This is a genomic window from Pseudomonas sp. GW821-FHT07F05, assembly GCF_059418765.1.
Map to the genome: position 1 here is coordinate 192,247 of NZ_JBWKQL010000005.1, position 26,129 is coordinate 218,375.

The window sequence follows — 26,129 nt, forward strand, 5'->3', positions numbered from 1 at the left end:
ACGGTTGACCTGGTCGGTGATTACGGTAGCGAGTTTGGCTATCTTGTACAGCTTGCCGTTGGCATCTACGATCGGATTGTAGGAAGCCTCCAGCCAGACCTCCCTGTTAGATTTATCCAATCGGCAAAACCTCCCGGCGACGTACGAGCCCTGGCGCAGGGTCTGCCAAAACTGCTCATATTCTGTTGAACCGACATCGGATGGCAGGCAAAACATCCTGTGATGCTGGCCCTGGATTTGGGGCAATGAATAGCCCATGGCGCGCAGAAAATTCTGATTGGCCGTCAGGACTACCCCATCCAGAGAAAACTCGATGACGGCAGTGGAGCGCATCAGGGCCCCCACCAATGCTTCATTCTCCCTTGAAGCCTCAATGGTCCTTGTCAGCACGCTGCAATACAAAACGATGCGTTCGACCCGTCCGCTCTCACCGGCGAAAGGTATAACCATTGCCCGCAGCCAGACATGACGACCTTCACGGCTGCACAGGCGCAAGGTACCGCTGTAATGCTTGCCTTGGGCAATTGCCTCCAAAGCGCGGCGCTGATGGACATCACCGTGCAGCTCAGCGGGGCTGAACTCCCGCAGGGTCCGACCGGACAATTCAGCGTGAGTGAATCCCAGCTCTTTTTCGAACAGGGCATTTACCTCCAGGATTACGCCTGCCGCATCCAGCGTGACCGCCACGGTTTCGAGATCCAGTGTCGCCTTGACCTGCTCCAGAGCTCCCAGCCGTTTTTCCAGCTGCTGGATTCTGTTTTTCAACCGGTTATTGAACATGACGGTCACTCGCATGGACATGAAAATACTATCGACGGGACGAATGAAACCTTGAGTATTCCCCTCAATAGCAGCATGCATTGCAATTTCAGCAACAAGCTCTGACGGCGTGGGTTGTAGGGACCAAACGCCCATGCAATGTCCGGCCAACGCTTTTACCGGCACGGCTACGTTTCGGTGACAAGCCGTGCAGTTGTTTTGAACAGGACAATCAAGTTCTTGCTTGAGCAAAACCATGGCTAGCGAACCCTAAAAATCATGTTGCATTCAAACTGGATTCGTCTTCACTGAACACGTTGGTTCAGAGGCCGGCCACCTCTGAATCAGCGGGATAGCGTAGTGCCTGCAAGACAGCTATAACCAATCTCATCGACTTGGTATTGGCCTTATCTGTACCACTTTCAAGCTCGCTTGCAGGTACTGCACATGCCCTCAGATTCTTGCCCCGGCGTGGATGAAAAGACAGCTCTCGATAATTTCGTAAGCACTGCTTCCTGCCTAGAAGCCTGTTCTGGCGCCGTTTTGGTTCTGCACGAAGGCGGGCACTGGCGCATCGCATCCACCTACGGATCCGCGCCAGACTTTAAGATCGAAAAAGCTATCGATGCCTGGCTGAAATTCGTGTTGTCTTACGACGACGTAGTCGATCTCAATGAAATTATGGTCGGCAACGCCGTTCTCCCTATAGGTTTCGAGCGGGGGATCGGCGATTTTTTTCAGGTCTGCATTGCCGTCAAAGATGCTGCTGAGCGTCTTGCTGGTGTGGTGCTGATGACAGTTCCGCTACCCCGCAAGGGACTTAGCGCCGCGCAGATCTGCCTTCTGCGAACTCACGCTGCCGACCTCTATGCCGCCCTCCAACCAACGCGGGTAAATGATTCTGCCGCACGCCTGCGCTTATTGGAGTCGGTGGTGGTCAATTCAAAGGACGCCATCCTGATTACAGAGGCCGAGCCCATCGACATGCCGGGACCGCGCATCGTTTATTGCAATCCGGCGTTTCTGGCGAATACCGGTTTTTCCCTCGAAGAGGTCATAGGGCAGACCCCTCGCATATTGCAATGCGAGGAGAGCAACCGCGACACGCTTCGGCAATTGCGAGCGTCGTTGCAGCGATGGGAACCCATCGAAGTCGAGCTGATCAACGCACGACGCGACGGGACTCGATTTTGGGTACAAATGAGCATCGTACCGGTGGCAAACGAGAACGGCTGGTTTACTCATTGGGTGTCTGTGCAGCGAGACATCACTGAGCGAAAAGAAGCTGAGGAGGCATTGCAACAAGCACAGATGGATCGTGAGGAACGCGTGGCGCTCCAGTCACGGCTGGTGGAGCGCGAGAGAATTCAGGAGGAGTTGTCCTACGCTGCATTTCACGATGAACTCACAAGACTCAAGAACCGGGCGTACTTCACAAGCCGCATCGAGGAAGCCCTAAGTAGAAAGGGCGACGGCAGCCGTAGCACGGCTACAGTTTTGTATATGGACCTCGACCGGTTCAAATACGTCAATGACGGCATAGGTCATCACGCTGGTGATGTGTTGCTCAAACGGGTTGCGGAGCGGTTGCATTATTCTATTGACGTCGAGGCGGTGGTTGCGCGGATTGGCGGCGACGAGTTTGCCGTTCTACTTACCGGCGAAGACCACCAGAAACAGGCTGTCGAGACTGCCGGACGAATTATACAAGCGCTTGGCCTACCCATCGAGATCGAAGGCCAGACGCTGTTTACCTCCTGCAGCATTGGCATCGCGACCCTGGATAATCATCACAACACAGCTGAGGACCTGATTCGAGATGCGGATGTGGCGATGTACTCGGCCAAAAAACAAGGGCGTGGTCGCTTTGCGATCTTCGATGTGTCGATGCGGCAGGCCTCGATCGACATGTTGATGCTGCAAAGCGCGCTCAAGCATGCGATCACAGCCGATGAGTTCTACCTGGTATTCCAACCGATCTTCTCTGTAGAAACTGAGGCCATCGTGGGGGTTGAAGCCTTGATCCGATGGCGCCATCCGATCTGGGGAAATGTCACACCGGATGTTTTCATCAGCGTGGCAGAGGACATTGGCGTCATTCACGACCTTGGTCAATGGGTAATGCGCAATGCTTGCCGTGAGGTCAGGAGGTGGCGCGACAGCTTCCCGAAGAAAACCATCAAGCTCAACGTCAATGTGTCGGGGGTCGAGATGAACCGCAAGGGCTTCGCTATTCAAGTTGCCCATATACTTGACGAGACCGGATTTGACCCTTGCACTCTGCAGATAGAGATCACCGAGTCAGTCTTTCTGCATGAACCGGATGTTGTGCTCCAGACTCTGGTAGCCCTTCGAGCTCAGGGCATTCGCGTCGCGTTGGACGATTTCGGCACGGGCTACAGCTCCCTGAGTTATATCGACCGCTACCCTATTGATGTCATCAAAATTGATCGCTCATTCGTCTTCCGTATGATGAGCCATGAGCGCAGCGTTGCCATCGTCAAGAGTATTTTGTCGTTGGGCCAGGTGTTGGATCTGGCAATCGTGGCTGAGGGGGTAGAGACGCAAAGCCAGATGGCTCAGCTCAGAATTCTAGGCTGTCCTTATGCTCAAGGCATTCTGCTGAGCACACCCTTGCTTGCTGAGGACATGCATGCACTGCTCTCGGATTGATGGCCCAGGGCGCTCTGTCCATAGGTCAACCGACGAAGTCCGAGCCTTGCTCGGACATGCCAACCCACATCTGACTTCCTCCCCGACATGAAGAGCGGGGATTCCTTCTGCAAGCGACTGAAGTTCCAGGCTCTTCCGTTATGCGACCTTCGCGCCGTGATTGATCTATCCGAATTTTCAGCGCATCGCAATCATCCTCCAGATTGGCACGGTTAGCTCGGTGCAATTCGCCGATGTCGGTTCTCAAAGCGTTGAACATATCCTTTGTTCTCCATACCACTTGATAAAGTATCGATCCCTGAGCGAGCTGTTGTACAGGTGCGAGGATTTCTAGCAGGTGGTTGAGTCGATCCCTATCAATGATGAGCTGCAAATACGTCCCTGACCTCAGCGCGGTATTTTCGCTCCTCAGCGTTGCAGGACCACTTATCGGCTGGCGTCATGTCCCTGCGCCGTCTGCTCAAGTAAAAAGGCCAGTTGTCGATGTGCTTAGCACAATCACCCATCGGACTCAGACATGACCTTCCGTTCATTCAGCATCGCTACGCGCAGCTTGTTATGTTTTGGCCTGTTGGCCGCCCTGGTTGCGGGCGTCGGTATTTTTGGCGTTTCGCAGATGTCGCAGATCCGTAATCAAAGCTTGGTGATCGAAACTGACAGTGTTCCGAGTATCGTGGAGGCCGACAACCTCTCCCTGCAACTGGCCCGCACCCGAATTGAGGTGCTGCGCTTGTTGGCTATGCCCGATGCCGCGACTGTGGCGAGCACGCGCGACAAGATCGATAGCATCAACGGCGATGTAGTCGCGGCATTCGGCCGCTACGACAAGCTCGTCAGCTCAGACAGCGAGCGGCAGGCCTTCGAGAGTCTTCGCCAGGTCCATCAGGACTACGTGAAGAACATAAGCCAGCTCATAGAACTTGTTGCCACCGGCAAGGTGGATGAAGCGCGTGTCCTGGTGCAGTCGGGCATGGCTCAGCTAGGCACGAAGATGAATGAAAACACCGAGGCCCTGCGAAAGGTTAGTCAGGATGACATCAAAGCAGCCGCTCAAACCGCCAGTGCGACTTATAGCCAATCCACGTCCATCACCTGGGTGACTATTGGTCTTGCCCTCGGCCTGACGCTACTGCTGGCCTGGCGCCTTACCGTAAGCTTGACTAAGCCAATCGCAGACGCTGTGAGCGCCGCCAGAACCATCGCCAGTGGTGACCTAACCCAGACGCTCGACGTCCGTGGTCAAGACGAAGCGGCTCAACTTCTTCAGGCGATGCAGCAGATGCAGACAAACTTGCGCGATACCTTGGGCCACTTGGGCCATTCCGCGACCCAACTCGCCTCGGCAGCCGAAGAGATGACGGCAGTGATGAACGAGAGCGCCCTAGGACTGCAGCAGCAGAACAGCGAAATCGAGATGGCCGCCACCGCGGTGACGGAGATGAGCCAGGCGGTCGACGAGGTGGCTGGCAATGCTACGTCTACTTCTACTGAATCGCGTAACGCCGCTGAAACGGCACGTCAGGGGCAGCAGCAGCTGGGTAACACGCTGAGTGCGATCGAAGATTTGGCTCATAACGTCCTGGGCGCAAGCGAACGCGCGCAAGAGCTGTCTGAACAGACCCGCAACATAAGCCAAGTTCTGGACGTCATCCGCTCGGTCGCAGAGCAGACAAACCTGTTGGCTCTTAACGCCGCGATCGAGGCGGCGCGCGCCGGCGACGCGGGTCGCGGTTTCGCAGTGGTCGCTGATGAGGTCCGAGCGCTCGCCCATCGCACCGGCGAGAGCACCCGGGAAATTGAGAGCATGATCGGTAGCATTCAGCAGGGTACCGGGCAAACAGTGGATGCCTTGCTGACCAGTGCCGACCAAGCCAGGCAGACTCGCCAACAGGCCCAGTCAGCCAGTTCCGCGTTGGCAGCCATTGCGCAATCGGTATCGGGCATTGATGAACGCAATCTTGTGATTGCCAGCGCAGCCGAGGAACAGGCCCAGGTGGCACGAGAAGTCGACCGCAATTTGGTACGAATTCGTGATCTCTCGGTGCAGACAGCAGCCGGGGCCGAACAGACGCGAGCAGCAAGCCAGCAATTGTCAGAACTGGCGGTCGGACTCAACGATCAGATTCGTCGATTCCGGATGTAGCCCTTTCACACACCTTTGTTCGAAGCACCTTCGCCGCTTGCAACGCCAAGCGGCAGGGCACTTCTTTAGTCGCGATCCTTGAGGCCCACTGAAAGCCGACAGTTGCGGGACTCAATACTTCCCAGCCTGAAAGGCCAGCAAGCCCGGTCCTTCAGGCTGGGACTTTGCCGGACTATCGTCAGCTTGACCTTGTGCGGAGACTCAGCCCGAGGAGAGTTAGAGGGGCTTTGACGAAAAGTGACGATGTTGTAGGCGCCCGTCGGTATAAAATTCTGATCATTGAAGCTGGTTTGCCGAGAACTGGGATTGGGACCCGTGTCCAACGGTGTTGGATTCGAGCGTATGACAGAGCCTCTGTCCGCCCCTGCGTTCAACACCTGGGCTTTGGATTCCGTCGACGGGACTTCTCGGTGGGGCTCCGATCGGGTTGCCCACAGCAAAGCGCTGACTCCAATGACACTGCCTATTGCTAGGCAGGCGACAAGACTTTGCACGCCACGCGTGCGGCCTCTTCGCGTAATTCGTTCCGGGGCATCACTGAGTTCTGCTTTCATCCATGACCTATCTGTGATCTCTTTTTGCACATCGGCAACATTCTGGAAGCGATCTTCTCGTTAAGCTCTCGGACGCGAAAGACGCGCCCTGTTACTGCCAAAGACATGTGGTGCACAACGGATCTTTTCTCTAAGTGCCCAACTTGACGCATAGCGCTTTCAGCATGACGTTGTTTTCAACTTCTAGATCGACTTTCTCAACGTCAAGTAAGCTTGTCGCCAAGCGCGCGATCATTTCTGCGTTGAGGCTGCGGTTATTCATCACCGCGCAGTGTGCCAGCCGCTCGCGCAACTCTGCCGGCAGTCGGAATGGATACGGGGCAGATTGCTTTTTCGTACTCATCGACCTTCCCTACTGATTTTTTCAAAAACAGCGGCTACCCAGCATTTTGCACCGTTGTATTCATCACCGCCTTCGGCGATGAAAATGTGATCTGTTTCATTCACAGCGTATACGCCTGGGCTCTCATCGCTCGCGTCACGCAAGGAATCCTTCCAGCCGTACACCACGCCTTGCCAGATCAGCACGACGCCGCCACGATGATCCTGGTTAGCATTTCGCCATTTTCTGGCAGTTGCACGAAGCGTTTCACTAAGATTGGTCACGGCTGATTTTCCTGCACGATCTGAGGTCCGATAATGCCCTGTTGCTACTGACAAAGCCCGCACGGGGCGGGCTTGTGGATGCAGCGACATTTTGGTTGTTTGTGTAGCTGGTGGTGGAACGGGTGACTTGTCGCCGTGGTTACCATCAGCCATCAAGCCCTCAGGCGCAATAGCCGCTTTTACTGCTCGATCGGGGTACGATCACGGTATTCTTCTACGGCCACAGCCCCACTCATGCCGGATTGGGCGTTGTTCAATTTTCTTACCTACACAGCTGCGTCGCAATGGCATCGAACTCACGGTCAAAGCTAGCTTTCTCTGCCGCGCTCAAGAAACCCTGCTGCTCGACGAACCGATTAGTTTCATTCCGGACGTTCTCTACACGCTTCACCATATGCTGTGCTTCAACCTCGGTAATACGACGGACTTTTCTTGAGGTACTGATATCGGCACTTAGAACATTGGCTCTTACTGAGATATGTGCTTGTCCTGGATCGCTGATCTGCGCTCCGGTCTCCCCGGCTATTTCTTGTTGGTTTTGGATGTCACAGCTTGGAAGATTGAGGCTTTGCTGTGCAGCTGTAGCGGTCAGGCTAAAAGCAAACAACGAAGTGAAGAAAATATGTTTCATGACTCATTCTCTTTAATCGGATGTCAATCCCGCGTGCATGGCATACCACGACCTAGACGGTGCTACCCGGCAATTGATTAAGGCGAATCTGCTGCATGGGCTCGGCTAGGATATTTTCCAGAACCGGCATAGCGTTTGTCAGGGTCGGAGCCTTCATGTGCGCTTGCAGTGCCGCTTCATTGTCCCAGCTTTCGTAGGAAACAAAGCGGGTGGGGTCTTCAAGATCCGTCAACAGCGCATAGGCCTGGCACCCAGGCTCATGCTGGAATTGCGGCAGGGCGGATTGCAGCAGGTTTTTCAATTGCGCTTCCATGCCTGGCTTGGCTTTCATGATCGCGACGACGTTAAGAGGTGAAGTCATGTGGGGAGTCCTGACAATGCCGGCGCCGGAATGGAGCCGTCAGCGCATGAGACATGCCACGTAAGATATTCATTCAGAAAAAGCAGGGAGGCTATTGAAATAGCTTTGTACCTATTGGCTAGGTGGCAAGGGATTTTTTAAGGTGCCAGCCTTCTGCACACCGCAGGCACTCCAAAAAGCCTTTGTAGGTTCCCACGCGTATGGCATTCGATGCGCAAGCCATTGGTGTAGCATGCTGGAACCCCCCTCTTGGTCCTCAGTCGCGTGACATCCATGGCTAACAGAAAAACCACTGTTTTCGCGCTTCAGAGACGTGCACATCTCTCCAGTACTTACCATTTGGCCCACTACGGTGAGTCGAAATGACCGACAAACCGTCGGAAATCGAGACCCTTCGCTCTGAGGTTGAGAGTCTCCGATCACAGCTGGCTGAGGCACGTTGTCTACGCTCACACGAGCTCCTGGCGAATAGAGGCAGCGAGCATGTACACGTTGCGCTCAAAGCAGGCGGAATCGTAGGCACTTGGGTTTGGCACCCAATCCAGGACAGTTTCTCCGTGGATATTGGTTTTACCGAAGCGTTTGGACTTGATGTAAGCCTTGTTGATAAGGAAGCGTCAATCGATGAGGTCCTCAAAAACGTTCACCCAGAGGACCGACCAGGATTAGACACTGCGATCGCTGAGGCCGTGATACGCGGTGGCGCCTATAGACATCAATACCGAGTCAAGCGCGCTGATGGTCGGTATTACTGGCTTGACGCCCATGGCAGCGTCGGCTCCGATGAACACGGTGTACGGACCAGCTTTCCCGGATTTGTGATTGACATCACCACGCAAAAAGCCGCCGAAGAACGGCTGCGGGTCAGTGAAGCGCTGAACAAAGAAAATATCCAGCGGGTGCAGCTCGCGCTCGCGGCCGGAGCCATCATCGGTTGCTGGGTCTGGGACCTGAAACTGGACCGCTTTACGGTGGACGAGGCATTCGCCGTGGCGTTTGGCTTGGACGCTGCTTTGGGCAAGGAAGGAATCCCACTGGCTCAGATCGTGGAAACGGTTCATCCCGATGATCGCCCCGGGCTGATCGAAGCGATTGATCAGGCCATTGCTCGCGGCGGCAGATACGCTCATCAGTACCGAGTCAGGCGAGCAGACGGCAATTACTATTGGCTGGAAGCAAACGGTCGGGTCGATTGCGATGCGGATGGCACACCGGCGAGCTTTCCCGGCGTGTTGTTGGATATAGAGGGTCGCCGTAGTGTTGAAGCAGAACGCGACCGCGCCATTGCTGATTTACGGTCACTCAACGAGAATCTGGAGCAACGTGTCGCCGAGCGCTCTGCTGAGTTGCAGGATGCGCAGGAGAGACTTCGGCAGTCCCAGAAAATGGAGGCGGTTGGCCAATTGACCGGAGGCCTTGCACACGACTTCAACAATCTGCTGGCCGGCATTTCCGGGTCACTCGAATTGATGCAGCATCGAATGATGCAAGGTCGTATCAACGACGCGGAACGCTATATAGGCGCAGCACAAGGGGCAGCAAAGCGTGCTTCTGCCTTGACCCATCGATTACTGGCTTTTGCGCGTCGCCAGACTCTTGACCCACGACCGACCGATATCCATCGGCTGGTCGTTGAACTGCAGGACATGATTCAGCGAACCGTCGGCCCCAGCATTCAATTTGAAGCGGTAGGCATGCCTGGGTTGTGGGTCGCGTTAGTGGACGTCTCGCAACTTGAGAATGCGCTGCTGAATCTATGTATCAATGCCCGAGATGCAATGCCTGCAGGCGGCCGTATCATCGTTGAGACAGCCAATAGGTGTCTCGATGAAAAGACTGCGAAGCAGTATCAAATTCCAGAAGGTCAATACCTGGCCCTCAGCGTAACGGACACCGGATCCGGAATGCCGCCGGAGGTGGTCGCGCGAGCATTCGAACCCTTTTTCACTACAAAACCTATTGGTAAAGGGACCGGCCTGGGTCTGTCCATGATCTACGGATTCGCCCAGCAGTCGGGAGGACAGGTCAAAATTCATTCCGAAGAGGGACTGGGTACAACGGTCTGCCTGTACCTTCCTCGTCACTATGCAGAAGCGGAAAGTGAAGTCGAACAACCAGAGCGTGCCGCCATAGCACCCAGTGACCGCAGCAAAACTGTGCTGGTGGTAGACGATGAGCCAACGGTGCGCATGCTGGTCATGGACATCCTGGAAGACCTCGGATACATGGCTATCGAGGCAGGTGACAGCGCAGCAGGGCTGAATGTACTCCAGTCAAATGCGCGTATCGATCTGCTGATCAGTGACGTTGGGCTACCGGGCGGGCTGAATGGCCGTCAGATGGTGGACGCAGCTCGCGTCTGCAGGCCAGACCTGAAGGTCTTGTTTATCACCGGTTATGCGGAAAATTCTGTGCTGGGAAGTGGTCGGTTGGCACCTGGTATGGCCGTGCTGACAAAACCGTTCTCCATCGAAACCATGCGCTTACGCATCCACACAATGGTCGAGAACGCCAAGTTACCGTGAAAGCATTTGATCGAATGGCCTAACTGATAAGTCATAGCGCCAAGGAATAACTTACAAGCGTGGTTGAGCAGGCATGGCCGTCAATAACTGGCCGCTCTCAGCGGGCTTACATGCCACCTCTACAGCCAGCGCGAATAGCTTAGTGCCTACGTGCTCGACAAAGCGTCCCACGCGAAAAGGCTCGCAGACGTGAATCGGCCTGGCCATTTGTCGTGGTGCGGACTGCCGAGCACCCCGCGCCCGGCACCACATTCGAACATGGCCTGCAACGTTTACTTGAATTCCGCTGCGCATCAGTGACCTCGTGCCTGAAGGGCGGAAATCCGCTCGATCCAGAGGCCGTGCACCTGAGCTTCAAGAAACAGATACACCTCTGGTTCAACGGCCTGCACATCCTGCAGGGCCTGGATAAAACCGTGACAGAACTGAAAACAGTGTTCGACTTGAACCTCTGCATAGGTCGCGCAGGGCCAGGCGCCAAGTGGCGTATGCCGGCTCGCTCAAACCACGCGGCAGATCCGAGGTGTCCAGAAAATCGAGATCGGCAGGGGACATAACCAGCTCCTAGGCAACAAGGGACCTGGGCGCAGGCCAGGGCAGGTTTATGGTGTTAATCCCCGGCATACTTGCGTCCATCAAGCAGCAAAAAAAACCGCTGGAGCGGGCCATGCGGTGGGGCGTACGAACAGAGCTGCCGTTATGTGCAGTGGCTCAGTTCGGCCGCTTGGGCACCCAATCGCCGTCGACATAATCGCCCTCTGACGTCGGGGCAGGTTTGCTCAGGTAAAACAGCGTGCAGGGAGTATTGTCGCTGGTCCAGCCCGGGACAATCTGCAGCAACTCATGCCCTGACTGAAGCAGTCGATTCGCTTCGATGACATCACTGGCTTCAACTATCTCTTTTACGTGGGCAAGGCTCATGTGGACTCCGAGTTACTGCAGGGTGGCCGCTCCAGCTTGGCCCGGCCGATTTCACACAGCCTAGGTCGAACGCTCACTAGGCCCGCATTTGATCTCAATCGGATTGTCGAAAGAAACCTCCTCGGGACGGCGACTCAAGCTCCACGAGTTTGGCGCTTAGCCCAGTAGCACTAAGGCGCTAACCGCCAGGATGCGAATCAAGCGCTCGCCACTTGCAACAGGTTATCTCCGCAGGCAACAGCTTCCATTCTCAAAAACGACCGATTCGCAACAGATTGCAGTACAAACCCTGCTCATACACCAGCCGTGTCAGTCAGGACAGAAACACATCGCTCCCACACAAGCTGTATGGGGATGATCACGTTAGCCCGTGGGCATCGCCATCCTGCGCCTCAACAGCTGCTTGCCGACTGCTTGTCCTTTGAGCTCGACATAGTGATAGGTCGCACTGGAAATCGTCACTACCGCCGTCAGAATCAGCAGAACCATCAGGTTATTCAGCCAGACATGGCCGGTATCCAGGTAGCGGATATCACCTTGCATGGGCGCGGCTTCAAAGCCGGTTTTTTTCTGCACCACCATAAAAGCCGAAATCACGAACAACAGTACGGCCAAGTGGGTCAAGTAGATGGAGTAAGACCACTGCCCCAAGCGAGCGAAGAATTCGTGCTTGAGCACGCGCGACAGCGCTCCGCCATCAAAAGCAAATAGCATGATGGTCACGCAGAACACCATGCTGGCTGACGCTATTTTCTGCGGCAACTCCGAGGTCAGCACCCACCAGATGGCAATGGCTGCGAAGGCTTCCAGTGCGCTCAGCAATGCGAAGCCAGGGACAACCCAGCGTCTTAGACGGCTGAAAAGGGCGTAAGCCAATGCCCCGGCAAAGAAACATCCCAAGCCTTTTTGCGCATAAACGGTCATTACATCGATATGGTTGGAAAGCAGAGCAAATCCACTGAGGGCAATGAATGTCCACAGAAGGTATCGGCGAGTCGAAGCCATGAAAAGGGTTGCGGCGAACACCATGTAGGTCCAGTACTCGATGCTGATGCTCCAGGACGCGGTATTGAATGACAGGTTTTCCGTCAAGCGCGTCCAGCTTTGCAGCAACATGAGATTGGGTAGGATCTGCGACGGCGCGTAGATGCCGGTGAAGGGTGTCTGATTGAAGGAGAAACCCTGTTTATAGGCGGCGTACTTCAGGACCTCCAGACCAATGAAGACTGCAAGCATGAACGCGTGCAGGGGTAACAGGCGAAAGGTGCGCGAAATCAGGAAATGGCTTAAGTCCCGTCCGCGCTTGCTACCGTAAGCGTGAGCCATGACGAAGCCGCTAAGGACGAAGAAAAATTCGACCAGCAGGTCGGCATTAGCGAAAAACTTCCACTCCGTAATGCTGCCTACAAGATGGGTGTGGTAAAGGACGATCGCTATCGCGCTGATACCGCGCATGCTGTCCAACGCGTGAAACCGGGTCATTTCCTGCATGTAATCCCCCAATCAGTTGCCATCGCTCGAAAGCGCCTAAAGCAACCCATGGGGGTTCGGTCGCGTCACTACCTAAGGCAATACGATAGTGCAGGGATAGTTTTGTGCAAGGGGCAGGAGTCGAGACTTACTGCGGAATGAGGCGAGGCATCGTTGGAGGCCTCCAGTCACCCGCAGGTGACTCCTGTGTAATTCAGAGAGGCGGCGTTGCTACAGGTGAGCGACATCCGGGAGCGCCGGGGGGCAAAGGCGGCAAGATGCACTACCTGCCGTTGCACCCGGTAGCGGCCGGGCGTACATAGGAAGCTCAGGACATGACAGGAAAGTGCCGCTGTTCATACCGTTGCGCGGCAAGCTGACCGGTGCCGGGATCGCCTACGGCATCTATGCCTTGGTCACGGCCTATGCGAAAAAGGCCGGTATTGAGGTCGACGGCTTGGGGGTATATGGACTCCGAGCGACGGCGGCCCTAATCCGAATAACCCGAAGCTGCTTCAGTCACAGATGAAACCGAAATTAAGGGCATTGCGTTCCTTGCCTTGTCGCGCTGAGCACCTGTTGAAGCACGCTCGATAGCTGCTCAACAGAGTAGGGCTTATGCACAAGCTTAAAACCTGTGGCGCCATTCTGCGCGAATATATGGCTGTAGCCAGTAGCCAGTACCACCGGCAAATCTGAGTACAACCGTTGAATTTCCTGGCCTAAATCGATTCCGCTCATGCTCGGCGTTTCAGACACGGCCAGTGCCATGTGCCATGGCTTCAACGGTCGCGTCTGACTCCGCGATCATCTCTGCCACTCGACTGGCAAGCACGTCTAAAGCCAACGGTTTGGTGAGTAGCTGCATGAAAGGACCTAGAAAATCGGCCCGCACCATAGCCCCCTCTGCATATCCTGTGAGGAACAACACTGGAAGACGCGGCTTACGTTGTTGAAGAATCTCGGCTAATTGCCGCCCGTTCATGCCCGGCAATCCGACATCGGTAAGCAAGAGGTCCACTTTTTGCAAATCGTTGTACACCTTCAGGGCTTCTTCACCACTGCGGGCCTCGTACACCCGATATCCAAGCTCTTCTAGCACTTCATGATTGATCAGGCGCACAGAGTCATCGTCTTCGACCAAGAGGATGGTCTGACCTTGTCCTGCGGTGACCCGCAAGGCGGCGCTCGGGTGATCTTCGTCGATCCCCTGATGCTCCGGTAAAAAGATTGAAACGACAGTTCCTGCGCCGGTTTTACTCTCAATGGAAAGACGACCGTTGCTCTGTTTAGCGAATCCATAAACCATGGATAATCCCAGGCCAGTGCCTTGGCCTATAGGTTTGGTAGTGAAGAACGGCTCAGTAACCTTGTTTAGGAGATCTTCGGGGATGCCATAACCGGTATCACGTATCTGCAGACAGACCTGCTGAAAAGAGCTCGTCCCTGTTCCCGCATCAAGGAAGGTGGCAATGGTTAACTCACCGCCATCAGGCATGGCGTCTCGTGCGTTGATCACCAGGTTGAGAACCGCGTTCTCTAACTGGTTGGAGTCCACAAAGATCAAGTGTTGGTCCACGCTCAGCTCGATTTTGAGAACGATGTTCTCCGTAACCGTACGGTTGAGTAGATCAGCGAGCGATCGGATAAGCTCATTGACCGAAACTGCTTTTGGATGCAGCGACTGGCGTCGAGAGAAGGCAAGCAGACGGTGCGTCAGAGAAGCAGCTCTTTGTGCTGAACTCTGCGCTGCGTCCATAAACCTATCGATTCCGTCCAGGCGTCCCTTGTTTATTCGAAGTTTCACAAGGTCGAGCGCGCTGATAACGCCCGTGAGCATATTGTTGAAGTCGTGAGCAATACCTCCGGTCAACTGCCCCACTGCTTCCATCTTCAAGGATTGGCGCAATTGCTCTTCGGCACGCGCGCGTTCTTCACTCTCGGCCTTGAGCTGCTCGACAGCCGCATTCAACTGACGAGTCCTCGCTTCAACCTGAATCTCAAGCTCTTCATTGAACCTGCGCAGAGTCAGTTCAGCTTGCTTCTCCTCGTTGATGTCGACGATCACAGCAGCTGCACCGATGATCGACTGCTTCTCATCGTATAAAGGAACAGCACTGACACGCATCCATGACTCTGTGCCGTCATTTAGGCGATGGTAAAAATCCAAGCCAGCTACCGGGTCTCCTCTCAGCGCTCTAGCACCCGGAAACATATCGGGCTCCAACTGCCTACCATGAGCATCAAGCCCTACCCACATAGTAGCGACTTCCGGTTGTCTGGAAGGGATGATGCCTCCCGGCACATAGCGCCGGTACAAAGGATTGCTGACGAGAGATGTACCTTGCGTGTCCATGAAGCACACACCCAATGGAATATTTTCAAGCAGGATATGTAATCGCCTCCTCTCCTCCGCCAATTGCTCAATGCTCTCGCGCATTTCGAATTGGCGCATACGCGAACGCCATGCGGCGGCGGTAGCACTCAGCAACGATGCTGAACTGAGCGGGCGCTCCAGCACGACCACGTGCCCCGCCGATTTAGGGAGCCTGCGCCGAGCGATCTCGGTGTCTCGGCCAGACCGGCTTTTATTGGACGCGAGGAGGATGATTGGAATCTCGGACCAGCGTGGTTGAAGGTCGAGTGCTGCTCCAAGGCTAAGTACCTCACCGGAAAGACTCTCCTCGGTGAGTATCACAAGACCAGTGCTTTCACCGACGGCCGCCGAAAGTGAGTGCAAATCACTATGGACTTCAATCGGGTAGGTCTGGCCGAAGAGCTTGCGCAAAGCAATTGCATCTCCCTGGAAGGGAGCCACCACAAGCAGATTTCTACCTTCAGAGAATCGCTCAGTCGACACGCTTTCGTTCTTCCATCAAGGGCAGGTCTGCGCCGAAGTACTCCGGCGTTCCAGTCAACACGCCACGGAAATTGGCCAGTGGTTCACCAACGCGCACGCCTTTCGAGTCAATGCGAAGCTCCCGAATCGCGTCTTCATGGGCGCCGCTACGGTTCTTCAGGACAGAAATTGCTTTACGCAGCCGTCCCTGCGCCTCAAAGAACCGGATAAGGATCACAGAGTCTGCAACGTAGGAAATATTGAGATTTGTTGACATTGAGCCGACCAGGCCGTGCTGAGGGTTGATCAGGAATGTGACCACACCAAGCTGGCTGAGATAGGAAAGCAATTCGTGCATCTGCAAGATCAGCTGCTGCTCCTGTGGCATCGCTGCCAAGTAGCCGTTCAGGCTATCAACCACGATCATGGTGCAATTGCGCTCTTCAACTTCGGTGCGCACGCGCCAGGAAAATTCCCCTGGTGAGATCTCTGCCGGGTCGATTTGTTGAATGACCAGGCGACCGCTGGAAATGTGACTACTCAAATCCATCCCCATGCTATCCGCACGCAAAACCAGAGTAGCGACGCGCTCGTCAAATTCGTAGATAGTGCAGTTCTCACCCCGACTGCAAGCCGCTGCAAGATAAGCCAGCGCAATAGTGGTTTTGCCAGAGCCGGCAGGCCCGGTTACCAGGGTGCTAGTCCCCCTTAGCGGACCTCCTACCAATAGTTCATCCAGGGCAGCAACCCCACTACCTACAGGCTCTGCGGTGAACGGCACATGATGGGTGGCCGCGATTAGCCGCGGATACACTTCGAGTCCGCCCCTGCGGATAGTGAAGTCGTGAAAGCCCGCAACGAAATCAACACCGCGTAATTTTTGTATTTGAAGGCGCCTGCGGGCGGCTCCGAAATCCAGAGTCAGCCGTTCAAGGGTGATGACGCCATGACAAAGACTGTGAAGGTGGTTGTCTCTTTCCCCATTCGAAGCCGTAAGATCGTCCACCAGCAGGATGGTTATGTCCCGACCAGCAAAATACTGCTTTAGGGCTAACACCTGACGGCGATAACGCAAAGGATCCTGAGCCAGAAGGCGCATCTCGGAAAGGCTGTCAAATACCACCCTTTTCGGCTTTATCCTGTCCACTCGCTCCTGGATTAGCTTGATGATGTCACCCAGTTCTGCCTCCCAAGGGTGCAGGATGGACTGTTCATAACCCGTGCCCAGCACCTCCTCGGTTGAAGAAAGCTCAAAAAGGTCAATGCCGTCCAAAGTCCAGCCATGCGACTGCGCGACGCCTTCCAACTCTTCGCTGGTTTCTGAAAGGGTAATGTACAGGACGGACTCGTCGGCTTTTACTCCCTCCAGCAAAAACTGAAGGCCAAGCGTAGTCTTGCCAGCCCCAGGCGTTCCTTCCAGAAGGTAAAGCCGATTGCTGGGTAGGCCTCCTCTCAACACTGAATCGAATCCGACATTGCCGGTTGATATCACTGGGCGCAACGAGGCCATTTTTTTAAACCTTGATAGGGAGGCAAGCGTTAAAGCTTAGGGCTTCCAGTATGAAGCCGCGTAAATACCAACGCTACGAAAACAAGCTTGCGACCGTTAAGACGGTTATTGAATATCAGTCAGTACACCAGCAGGACGGAATTTGGCATGCAACCGTTCTCTCCCCAACTAAAATACGAAGGCAAAAGCGGCTGCTATCGCGGAATGTGCTGCAAATGCTAGACTTCGCGTCTACTCCAGCGTCAGCAGAGGTCGTCATGCCCGCTCGATCTGCTCCCTCCCAGCTGGAGGCTCACCTGACCTCTTCGGTCACCGCGACAGATGTACCATCAGATATCGCGTTGCTGCACGCGATCAGTACCGAGTTGATCGGTGAACAACACCTGGAGACGCTATACGGCAAGATTGTGGACGCGGCAGTGTCCATCACCGGCTCCCAATTCGGGACAATGCAACTGCTTTGCCCCGAGGGCCACGCGTCGGGCCACGGTGGCAAACTTCAGCTACTTTGCTCGCGAGGATTGTCCCCGGAAGCGATTGGCTTCTGGCAGTGGGTCAGCCCAACGGCTCATAGCAGTTGTACTCAGGCGCTCAAGCTGGGTAAGCGGGCCATCATTCCGGATTTCGAGGAATGGGCAGAAATCGCCGGGACCGAAGACTTGTCGGCTTTTCGCAAAACGGGGATACGATCGGCGCAGACCACCCCACTGCTCTCACGCTCTGGTCAGTTGTTGGGGATGATATCGACTCACTGGCGCGATGCGCATCATCCCTCCGCGCGGGACCTGAAACTGCTGGATCTTCTGGCGCGACAGGCAGCTGACCTGCTCGAACGTACCATTGCTGAAGAAGCGCTGCGAGCGCGCGAGCAGGACCTCGAACACACCTGCCATAGGCTCCGTGACACCGAGGCGAAACTGAGGCTGCTCAATGAAGCTCTGGAGCAGCGGGAAATGAGCCGTACAGCCCTGCTCATGGAGTTGGAAGACAAGCTGCGCCAGTCACAAAAAATGGAAGCCGTGGGTCAGTTGACTGGAGGTATCGCTCACGACTTCAGTAACTTGCTCACGGGTATCTCAGGCTCCCTGGACTTGCTGAAATTGCGTGTGGCACAGGGCCGAGTGTTGGACCTCGACAGGTACATAACGATGGCACAGAACTCCACCGATCGCGCTGCTGCACTAACGCATCGGCTGCTTGCGTTTTCGCGTCGTCAAACCTTGGAGCCGCTGCCCACCGACGTCAACATCTTGATGCACGAAATAGTCGATTTCGCTCGGCGTCTGATGGGGCAAGGCATCGAGCTCGATGCTCATGGCGATCCAAATCTGTGGCAGGCTTATGTCGATGCCAGCCAGCTTGAAAATGCACTTTTAAATCTCTGTATAAACGCCCGGGATGCAATGCCGGACGGCGGTCGCATCACGCTCAATACGACCAACCAGCAGATAGACGAATACACAGCGCAAGGTGAAGGTCTCGCTGAAGGCCAGTATTTGTGCATTTATGTCAAAGACACTGGGTCGGGCATTCCGCCCGGAACCCTGGCCCATATATTTGAGCCGTTTTTCACCACCAAGCCGGTGGGCCAAGGCACCGGACTTGGCCTTTCAATGGTCTATGGCTTTGCCAAGCAATCGGGTGGTCAGGTGCGCGTCTGGTCGAGCGTGGGTGAGGGCACGACATTCTGTATCTACCTGCCGCGTTATCTGGAGGAAATTTCCGAGGCTCCGGGCAAATCCAGTTGATCAGTGCGCGGTCAGCTTTTGGCAGATCGCCTGCAGCTGGTTCAAGGTGAATGGCTTGTTCAACCAATGCACATGATCATAGTCCAACGTGTTTACCGCAGCATGAAAACCTGAGGCGACGACTACAGGCACCTGCGGTACCAGGTCATGCAGCCTTTGGACCAGCTCAAGCCCGTCGATCCTGCCAGGCATTCTCAGGTCAGTGATCAACAGATCTGCATCGAAACCATTATGCTGAATGTGACTCCAGGCTGAATCTGCCTCGCAAAATGCTTTGACTCTATAGCCTTCCGTTTCCAGAATTTCGACCATGATGGTCAATATGTCCTGCTCATCCTCGACAAGAATGATGGTGCTCATAAGGTAATTCCTGTCGTGACGATCAGACCTGTCTGAGCGATGTCTGAGCGATGTCTGAGCATTTGAGTGCATGTAACTGATTGGACAAACCAAGCTTACATTTAAGCGTTAAGTCCGATGAACGGGTCGAAAAGGTCAATGCGCCGGGACTTCCAAGTGGTGGTTTGCAACCGCCGCTACGTGGTCTTGCCTCAACAGCTCCTCTCAAGGCGTTACCGCCGATAGAGTAAAGGCCCCGGCTCACGCCGGCGCTCAGCAGCCAGCAAATCCATCGGGACGTGGGACGGTAGCCGTTTTTCCTTCCTATACGTTCGGGAGCCTCTGCTAAAGCTTGAATTGCCCCACTAAACTATTGAACGACATCGCTAGCCGCGACAGCTCTTGGCTAGAGGCACTGGTCTGATTCGCGCCTGCAGCCGTCTGCGTGGATAGGTCCTGGATGTTCACCAGATTGCGATCCACCTCCCGCGCTACTTGGGCCTGCTCTTCTGCAGCGCTGGCAATGACCAGATTACGCTCGTTGATTTGACTTACCCCATTGCTGATTCGCTCTAATGCCAATCCGGCTTCGGTCGCTAGCAACTGTGTGTTTTGCACAAGAGTCCGGCTTTTGCCCATCGCATGCACAGCTTCGTCGGCACCATTTCGCACCCGACTGATCATGGCTTCGATTTCACCTGTTGAAGTTTGAGTGCGGTGAGCTAAGGCTCGCACCTCGTCCGCGACTACGGCAAAACCTCGGCCTTGTTCGCCGGCCCGAGCAGCTTCGATCGCAGCATTGAGGGCAAGCAGGTTGGTTTGCTCGGCGATACCGCTTATGACCTCCAGAACCTTGGTGATGTCATGGATCTGTTCAGCCAATGCTTCGACACGCTGTGTCGAATCGTTGATTACCTCTGTCACGGTGTTGATGGCATTAACCGCCTGCTGAACCTGTTTTTGCCCCTTCATTGCATCTTCAGCGGTTTGATTGGATATCTGCGACGTACTGACTGCGTTTCGTGCTACTTCCTCCACAGCCGCTGTCATTTCGTTGACAGCGGTGGCTGCTTGTTGGATTTCGCCGTTCTGCGTGACTAATCCGCGCGTACTATCCTCCGTAACCGCAGTCAGCTCCTCTGCCGCCGAGGCCAACTGGTTAGCCGCATCGGCAATCTGGAGTACAGTGTTTTTGAGGCCACTCTGCATGTCAGATAGCGACTTGAGGAGCTGACCCGTTTCATCCTTACCGCGCACCTCGATGGTCTGAGTAAGATCACCAATAGCAACACGTCCGGCTCCTTCCACAGATCGATAAATCGGTCGAGTAATCATCGCCGTTACCATCATCCCAAGGGCGATCGCACACGCGACGGCCACCAAACATCCAATGATCAGAGTCCAGGTGACTTGCGAATTTGTGCTGGCAGCGGCCTGCGTCGATTCATTAGCTTGACGGGAGTTCGACTCAATGATGATCGATACCTCACTCATGAGCTTTTTGTATACCGGCGTTACCACGTCGTTGGCGATTCTTTTGGCCGATCCTGCATCACCGTTTTTGAGTGCAGCAATACCTGCGTCCACCGCCGCAATGTACGTCGGCCAATCGCGTTCGAAATCATCACCAGCTGCGCGCTCGTCAGCCTCCAGCGGCGTGGCCCGATACGCCTTGAACGAGGCCAAGGCCTCAGCTTGATTCATGCGATATGACTCGAAAACGGCGTCGATATCGGACTGTTCGGCATTTGAAGTGGTGAGCACAATCGCTTTATAGAGATCCCGATTGGTACCGATGAGGTTAGCCTTAACTGCATCGGTTTTTTTGATCGATACCAGATTATTACCGGTGATGCCTTGAACCTGTTCGTAGAGTCCGACGATACCCGACTTGCCGAGTGCCGCTACGACGACAGTGATCAACGCACACAAGCCAAAGGCGGTTAGAAGCTTGGACTTCAATTTGAGATTGGTTAACCAAGACATAACGGTACTCGCCGAAAAGGGAAGGGATTACCCAGTAATCGGCCCGCAGGTGGATAACTTAAAATAGGCGGATTACACAGAGAACGTCGGCAAGCCCTCAACAAACAGGTGATCGCTGCCCCAAATGCCCCCGCATCAAGGGTCCAGGCTTGTGGGCTTAAGGAGATTTAGCATTTCTGGAGATGAGGTAAGCGCAGTGACTTATCGCACTGGATGACAGCACCCGGTAAGGCAATGGGGCGCGCTAGTCGCCCCCTCGCTAGCCTCGATGCTTGAGACCTACTGAAAGCCGACAGTTGCGAGACTCGATACTCCCCTGCCGAAAAGGCCAGCACACCCGATCCTTCATGCTAGGCGTCTGCCGAACGATCGTCAGTTTCACCTTCTGCGTCGGTTCAATCCGATGGGTACCGTCGTAGTTTGGATGATAGATGACAATATTATGAGCGCCTGTCGGTTCAAAATTCTGATCGTTAAAGCTGGTTTGCCGGTAAGCGGAGTCCACAACAGTGTCAAGCGACGCTGGTTCGGATCGTAAGACAGAACCTGTATTGGTGTCTCCATCTAGCGCTTGGGACGTAATCCCTAATGGGGGGATTAACCTAAGAGGCTCTGGTCGGCCAATCAACAAAAAAACGGCGGCGGCCACCATACCCACCACTGCTAGACAGGCGACAAGGCTACGAATGCTACGGCTGCGACGTCGTCGGGTCACCCTTTCCGGGGCATCGCTGAAATCCGCTTTCATTCAAGATTTATCCCTGTCTGAATGTCTTTTAGTATGTTCTTAGCAATACCGGGCTTCGACCCAGCATCGCAGTCACTGTCGCTACCGCAGAACAGCCAATCGAATGAAATATCACCTGGATCACGAGGATGAGCCGGCGTCGCTGGCCGCTCAGAGCCATAGTGGCCATTTGACAATAACAGTTCTCGGAACGCTACACACCGCAGGTCAGCGAAATTCGTGAGAGGACGAAACACTTCTTCATGATAAGTGGTCTAGTCGATGGATCGTTCCATCTACGGTTTCACTTGGCCTAATCGCTGCAGTTGGACCGATCCCACCAGCCCGTTCGACGTGATTACTAGGAATCAACCACTCAAGATTCTGTCGGAACGTAACACTCCTCAGCGGGAATGCTGCGAATGGACTCCATCCTGGTTGTTGAAGACGAGCTTCTGATCCTGAATCTGGTGATCGACGTTCTTGAAATGTATGGCTACACGGCTACTCCTTTCAGCAATGCCCATGCTGCCTGGAGATTTATCGAAAGCTGCGGCTATCCTCCGCGGTTACTGATTACGGATTTACAGATGCCAGGAGAGATTGACGGCATTGAGTTGGTCAAGCGAGTTCAGCGACTTCAGCCTTCGACGCCCGTTGTCGTCGCCTCCGGCTATCACTCAACCGCTGAATCACTGGATGACCATCGCGTGCACTGGTTACCCAAACCGTTTGATGTCGACCAACTGCATGCGATATGCCAAAAACTTGCACCACAGCATTAAACACTGTTCATATATACAGACTATTCACAGATAGCGTACTGCTTGATACAGGCCGGAGCAGCGATGGCGAGCCACCCAACACGTGTAAACGATAGCTCCACCGGAGACATCAGCGGATCAGATCACAACATCTTCTTCGCTGCCGTGGAGACCACGCGCATGCCGATGATCGTCACAGACCCCAAGCGGCCTGATAACCCGATCATCTTCGCGAACAACGCATTCATCGACATGACCGGTTACAGCCGCGATGAAATCGTGGGCTCCAACTGTCGATTCCTGCAGGGGCCAGAAACCGATCCAGCTGCCGTCAAGCAGGTCCGTGAGGCCATTGCTGCCAATAACGAAGTGGCCGTTGAGTTGGCGAATTACAAGAAAGACGGTTCGGCCTTCTGGAACGCGCTTTTTATTTCGCCGGTGTACAACGAGTCCGGTGAGCTGATCTATTTCTTTGCCTCGCAGCTGGATGTCAGCCGCCGGCGTGATGCAGAGGATGGGCTGCGCCAGGCTCAGAAAATGGAAGCTCTGGGCCAGCTTACAGGGGGCATCGCACACGACTTCAACAATCTGCTGCAGGTGATGATTGGTTACCTGGACATGATTCAGCGCACCGCCGATAAACCGCATTATGATCAACAGCGGATTCTACGCAGTGCGGGTAACGCTCGAAACGCCGCTGAACGGGCGAAAACGCTCACTCAACAGCTGCTTGCCTTTTCGCGCAAACAGAAGCTTCAGGGCCGTGTGGTGAACCTGAATGCCATCATCACTTCATCGCAGGAAATGGCCGAACGCACTTTGGTCGGAACCGAAATCAGGCTGTCTCTGGCAAGTGATCTATGGAATTGCAGAGTGGACACGACCCAAACGGAGGTCGCGTTGCTGAATATATTCATCAATGCCCGTGATGCCATGGAATCACGACAGCAGCCACGTCTGACCATGGAGACCAAGAACGTACAAATTCAGAACCTCGCCTCCACGTCATATGACGGATTGATGCCTGGACGTTATGTCAGCGTGGCTATTACCGACAACGGCGCTGGTATGCCGCCCTCCATCGTCAACCGAGTGATGGACCCTTTCTTCACCACCAAAGACGAAGGAAAGGGCTCTGGATTAGGCCTTTCCATGGTGTACGGATTTATGAAGCAATCTGGAGGAACGGCCCGGATTTATTCCGAAGAGAACATCGGCACAACGATTCGGATGTATTTCCCTGTGGATGACAGCCAGCTCAATACCCTTCCCGTCATGGAGGTGATCGTCGAGCAATCAGGCCGAGAGCGGGTCCTGATTGTGGAAGACCGCCCAGACGTCGCGGAACTGGCCAGGATGGTTTTGGAAGAATACGGCTATAGGTGCGGACTGGCCTACAGCGGCAAAGAAGCGCTTGCCATTCTCAAGGGAGAGAAATTTGACCTGCTTTTCACCGACCTGATCATGCCCGGTGGAATGAACGGCGTGATGCTGGCCCGTGAAGCCAAGCGCTTTTACCCCACCTTGAAGGTGTTGCTGACAACTGGTTATTCCGAAAACTCGCTAGAGCGTACGGATGCAGGGGGCAACGAGTTTGATGTGATATCCAAACCCTACGTGCCCACCGATCTGGCGAAGAAGGTAAGGCAGGTGCTGGAGGGACCCAACGGGGTAAGCTGATTATCCGTTCTTGTTTGGTGCAGTCGCGAAAGCCCGCCAGGCTGCACTAATGGTTCTTTGAAGCGGCGTGCCAGACTGAGCATTGTCTAAGCGTGCGACCACCGCACATGGACAATACCGTGCCGCTCTGCGAGTGGTTTGCTAAAGGCCTGCACCTTGTCTCGGCGATATTTCGGGATCTGAGCAACCCCCAAATCCATTGCAGCCCAGTGCCATGCTTCAGCATTACTCATGGTCTGCGCGCTGACGTAAAAGCTCTTGTCGGCACCATCGTGAACGTAGTCGATTCGATAATGAGCGGAGTGTGGCATGGGCGATTCCTTTCCCAATATGTGACGAAATTCACTTACTCTGAGAGTTCACACGCTCCTTCGTTCCGTATCTTTGAATCACCTCGGCCGCTCTGGTGCCGGCGTCGAAGTGCGTGGTTCACACTTGGGACGCGATGCAAGTGGAGAAGCCTTGATCTGCGATCAACCAATGTTCGGGTCGTGAAGCTCCATTGCTACGGGGTCACTTTGTATGATGCTCAGCTGATGCAAGCTGACATAGCTTCCTTCTTTGTATTCGACGTCACGCAAGGTTCCTTCGTGAAGGAAACCGAGCTTACGGAGAAGATGGAAGCTAGCTGCATTTTCAGGCTCAATATCTGCGTGCACCCGATGGATGTTCATATGCCTAAAAGCATGCCGTAAAACCTCCGGCAACGCTTTCTGCATAATTCCGCGCCTCCAGTAGGCAGGCAGTAGCCAGTATCCCAAGTTGACACTGCGATGCTCGTGTATCCAGTCACTGAATCCGCAGGCTCCGATGAGCTCGTCGTCTTCATGCCTTGCAATACCCCACCAAATACCCTCACGCTCAGACAAAAGCCGCTCATACCACCGCATTTGCTCTACGGTCGCCTCAAGGCTGTGATAAGACACGCCGTAATGGCGTATGACGCTTGGGTTAGAGAGACCTGCAAAAACGGCCTGGATGTCCTCAGATCGTATCTCGCGAAGCACGTAATTTCCCAAGTCAAAACTAGGTACGCTCAATGCTGTTGATGGGTTCAAATCGATATCCATATCCGCGCTTCGTCTGATCATTCGACGGCAAAATTTACGTGTCCAGAGCGCTGGAAGTCAAAGACGTCTTGATAGGAATACCGCTCTACACGGCTAGAAACTGGCGAAGGCCTTGAGGTCGAGCGGCTGCTTTGGGTCGAATGCTGCCGGTGGCGTCAGGCCGCTACTGGACGATAGCAGTTGGTCACGAGGGGCTGCTTCCGACCCTAAGCGGCTGTTCAGCAACGTTATGAACCGACCTCAAGCAAATCTTATCTGTTTTGACAGCGATGGCGATTTGGTCTGTAAACTGCAAGCCTATGATTACTACTTTGAACCCAGATGATTGCTTAGCCTATTTCGTCGTCGTGCATGGCATTGATGTTCAAACCTACGAGCGAATGGCTCTACACTTCGGCTGCCGTCGTGGCGGTCTGCGCTCGCCAGACCAAAGCCGGTATATCTCTATTCCAGTAACAATTGCGGTCTTAGAGAGCACCCTTGCTTGGGTCAATACCGAGTTAGACGGGCGCTACCATGAGCTGTATTTAATGGTATGCGTCGCAGCAAATTTGTCTTGGAGCGAGGTTGTCATCCCTGCTGAGATAGCCTTGATAGCTGGTCAATCTGCGGCAGTGATTAAGATTGCTTTCCAAGTGAAGCGAGCGTGATCCCATGGCTGGCAATGTCTGCTTTGGGTCGATTGCCGTCGGTGGTGACAGGCAGCAATCGGCCAACAGCGGACCTTGCTAAGGTCTGGAGCCAATGCCTGCCGGGCACACAGCGTAGACATTTCCGCAGTGACGGTTACAGAACCTTTATGCTTAATACGGGTGTGCCGAGG

Annotated in this window: 19 protein-coding genes and 3 pseudogenes; 8 read left to right on the forward strand and 14 right to left on the reverse strand. The window is 54.5% G+C overall.

Annotation, left to right across the window (positions count from 1 at the left end):
* Positions 1 to 3: 3 nt before the first annotated feature.
* A pseudogene (locus tag AC07RO_RS13725) lies at positions 4 to 1,017 on the reverse strand (PAS domain-containing protein); the annotation flags it as partial.
* Positions 1,018 to 1,206: 189 nt separating this feature from the next.
* Here AC07RO_RS13725 and AC07RO_RS13730 point away from each other — a divergent pair.
* Positions 1,207 to 3,432, forward strand: coding sequence for a putative bifunctional diguanylate cyclase/phosphodiesterase (locus AC07RO_RS13730; protein WP_346627950.1), 2,226 nt, complete (start codon positions 1,207 to 1,209; stop codon positions 3,430 to 3,432).
* Positions 3,433 to 3,949: 517 nt separating this feature from the next.
* Positions 3,950 to 5,575, forward strand: coding sequence for a methyl-accepting chemotaxis protein (locus AC07RO_RS13735; protein ID WP_346627949.1), 1,626 nt, complete (start codon positions 3,950 to 3,952; stop codon positions 5,573 to 5,575).
* Positions 5,576 to 6,259: 684 nt separating this feature from the next.
* Here the strand turns inward: AC07RO_RS13735 and AC07RO_RS13740 are convergent.
* From AC07RO_RS13740 to AC07RO_RS13755, 4 genes are all read right to left on the reverse strand, one after another.
* Entirely contained in the window at positions 6,260 to 6,472 is a 213-nt protein-coding gene (locus AC07RO_RS13740; protein WP_346627948.1) for an Arc family DNA-binding protein, read from the reverse strand.
* Positions 6,469 to 6,735 carry a hypothetical protein gene (locus tag AC07RO_RS13745; protein WP_346627982.1) on the reverse strand — a complete coding sequence of 89 codons (267 nt, stop codon included), beginning with the start codon at positions 6,733 to 6,735 and terminating at the stop codon, positions 6,469 to 6,471. Before AC07RO_RS13745 ends, AC07RO_RS13740 begins: the two co-directional genes overlap by 4 nt.
* 262 nt (positions 6,736 to 6,997) lie before the next feature.
* A complete protein-coding gene (locus tag AC07RO_RS13750; RefSeq protein ID WP_346627947.1) occupies positions 6,998 to 7,366 on the reverse strand; it encodes a hypothetical protein in 369 nt (122 codons plus the stop codon).
* A 52-nt stretch (positions 7,367 to 7,418) separates the two neighbouring features.
* Entirely contained in the window at positions 7,419 to 7,727 is a 309-nt protein-coding gene (locus AC07RO_RS13755; protein ID WP_346627946.1) for a putative quinol monooxygenase, read from the reverse strand.
* Positions 7,728 to 8,284: 557 nt separating this feature from the next.
* Between AC07RO_RS13755 and AC07RO_RS13760 the strand changes: the two genes are divergently transcribed.
* Positions 8,285 to 10,252, forward strand: a complete 1,968-nt coding sequence (locus AC07RO_RS13760) for a PAS domain-containing protein (RefSeq protein WP_346627945.1) — start codon at positions 8,285 to 8,287, stop codon at positions 10,250 to 10,252.
* Positions 10,253 to 10,963: 711 nt separating this feature from the next.
* On the opposite strand, the gene AC07RO_RS13765 is transcribed toward AC07RO_RS13760, so the two are convergent.
* Complete coding sequence (locus AC07RO_RS13765) at positions 10,964 to 11,173, reverse strand: hypothetical protein (protein WP_346627944.1); 210 nt, start codon at positions 11,171 to 11,173, stop codon at positions 10,964 to 10,966.
* Positions 11,174 to 11,536: 363 nt separating this feature from the next.
* The gene (locus tag AC07RO_RS13770) at positions 11,537 to 12,664 is read right to left on the reverse strand and encodes an acyltransferase family protein (RefSeq protein ID WP_495086282.1); all 1,128 of its coding nucleotides are present in this window, start codon (positions 12,662 to 12,664) and stop codon (positions 11,537 to 11,539) included.
* A 198-nt stretch (positions 12,665 to 12,862) separates the two neighbouring features.
* Here AC07RO_RS13770 and AC07RO_RS13775 point away from each other — a divergent pair.
* Positions 12,863 to 13,133: pseudogene (locus AC07RO_RS13775) on the forward strand (tyrosine-type recombinase/integrase); the annotation flags it as partial.
* A 261-nt stretch (positions 13,134 to 13,394) separates the two neighbouring features.
* Here AC07RO_RS13775 and AC07RO_RS13780 read toward each other — a convergent pair.
* Together AC07RO_RS13780 and AC07RO_RS13785 are read right to left on the reverse strand one after the other, a co-directional pair.
* Positions 13,395 to 15,503, reverse strand: coding sequence for an ATP-binding protein (locus tag AC07RO_RS13780; RefSeq protein ID WP_346627942.1), 2,109 nt, complete (start codon positions 15,501 to 15,503; stop codon positions 13,395 to 13,397).
* Positions 15,493 to 16,992 carry an ATPase domain-containing protein gene (locus AC07RO_RS13785; protein ID WP_346627941.1) on the reverse strand — a complete coding sequence of 500 codons (1,500 nt, stop codon included), beginning with the start codon at positions 16,990 to 16,992 and terminating at the stop codon, positions 15,493 to 15,495. Before AC07RO_RS13785 ends, AC07RO_RS13780 begins: the two co-directional genes overlap by 11 nt.
* A 50-nt stretch (positions 16,993 to 17,042) precedes the next feature.
* Between AC07RO_RS13785 and AC07RO_RS13790 the strand changes: the two genes are divergently transcribed.
* Positions 17,043 to 18,740: a GAF domain-containing hybrid sensor histidine kinase/response regulator gene (locus AC07RO_RS13790; protein ID WP_495086283.1), complete on the forward strand. Its 1,698-nt coding sequence runs from the start codon at positions 17,043 to 17,045 to the stop codon at positions 18,738 to 18,740.
* Here AC07RO_RS13790 and AC07RO_RS13795 read toward each other — a convergent pair whose 3' ends face one another.
* From AC07RO_RS13795 to AC07RO_RS13805, 3 genes and pseudogenes are all read right to left on the reverse strand, one after another.
* Positions 18,741 to 19,100 (reverse strand): response regulator, encoded by a 360-nt coding sequence (locus AC07RO_RS13795; protein ID WP_495086284.1) that lies wholly within the window; start codon positions 19,098 to 19,100, stop codon positions 18,741 to 18,743.
* Between the two features lie 324 nt (positions 19,101 to 19,424).
* Positions 19,425 to 20,288, reverse strand: coding sequence for a methyl-accepting chemotaxis protein (locus AC07RO_RS13800; protein WP_495086342.1), 864 nt, complete (start codon positions 20,286 to 20,288; stop codon positions 19,425 to 19,427).
* Positions 20,283 to 21,065: pseudogene (locus AC07RO_RS13805) on the reverse strand (MCP four helix bundle domain-containing protein); the annotation flags it as partial. The pseudogene AC07RO_RS13805 and the gene AC07RO_RS13800, both read right to left, overlap by 6 nt.
* Before the next feature lie 1,149 nt (positions 21,066 to 22,214).
* On the opposite strand from AC07RO_RS13805, the gene AC07RO_RS13810 reads away from it, so the two are divergent.
* A complete protein-coding gene (locus tag AC07RO_RS13810; protein ID WP_495086285.1) occupies positions 22,215 to 22,577 on the forward strand; it encodes a response regulator in 363 nt (120 codons plus the stop codon).
* A 63-nt stretch (positions 22,578 to 22,640) separates the two neighbouring features.
* Positions 22,641 to 24,236 carry a histidine kinase famiy protein gene (locus AC07RO_RS13815; protein ID WP_495086286.1) on the forward strand — a complete coding sequence of 532 codons (1,596 nt, stop codon included), beginning with the start codon at positions 22,641 to 22,643 and terminating at the stop codon, positions 24,234 to 24,236.
* Between the two features lie 86 nt (positions 24,237 to 24,322).
* On the opposite strand, the gene AC07RO_RS13820 is transcribed toward AC07RO_RS13815, so the two are convergent.
* Both AC07RO_RS13820 and AC07RO_RS13825 read right to left on the reverse strand, forming a co-directional pair.
* Entirely contained in the window at positions 24,323 to 24,547 is a 225-nt protein-coding gene (locus tag AC07RO_RS13820; RefSeq protein ID WP_463584067.1) for a DUF6555 family protein, read from the reverse strand.
* A gap of 162 nt (positions 24,548 to 24,709) precedes the next feature.
* Positions 24,710 to 25,306, reverse strand: coding sequence for a GNAT family N-acetyltransferase (locus tag AC07RO_RS13825; protein WP_495086287.1), 597 nt, complete (start codon positions 25,304 to 25,306; stop codon positions 24,710 to 24,712).
* A 299-nt stretch (positions 25,307 to 25,605) separates the two neighbouring features.
* On the opposite strand from AC07RO_RS13825, the gene AC07RO_RS13830 reads away from it, so the two are divergent.
* Positions 25,606 to 25,956 (forward strand): hypothetical protein, encoded by a 351-nt coding sequence (locus AC07RO_RS13830; protein ID WP_495086288.1) that lies wholly within the window; start codon positions 25,606 to 25,608, stop codon positions 25,954 to 25,956.
* Positions 25,957 to 26,129: the final 173 nt, after the last annotated feature.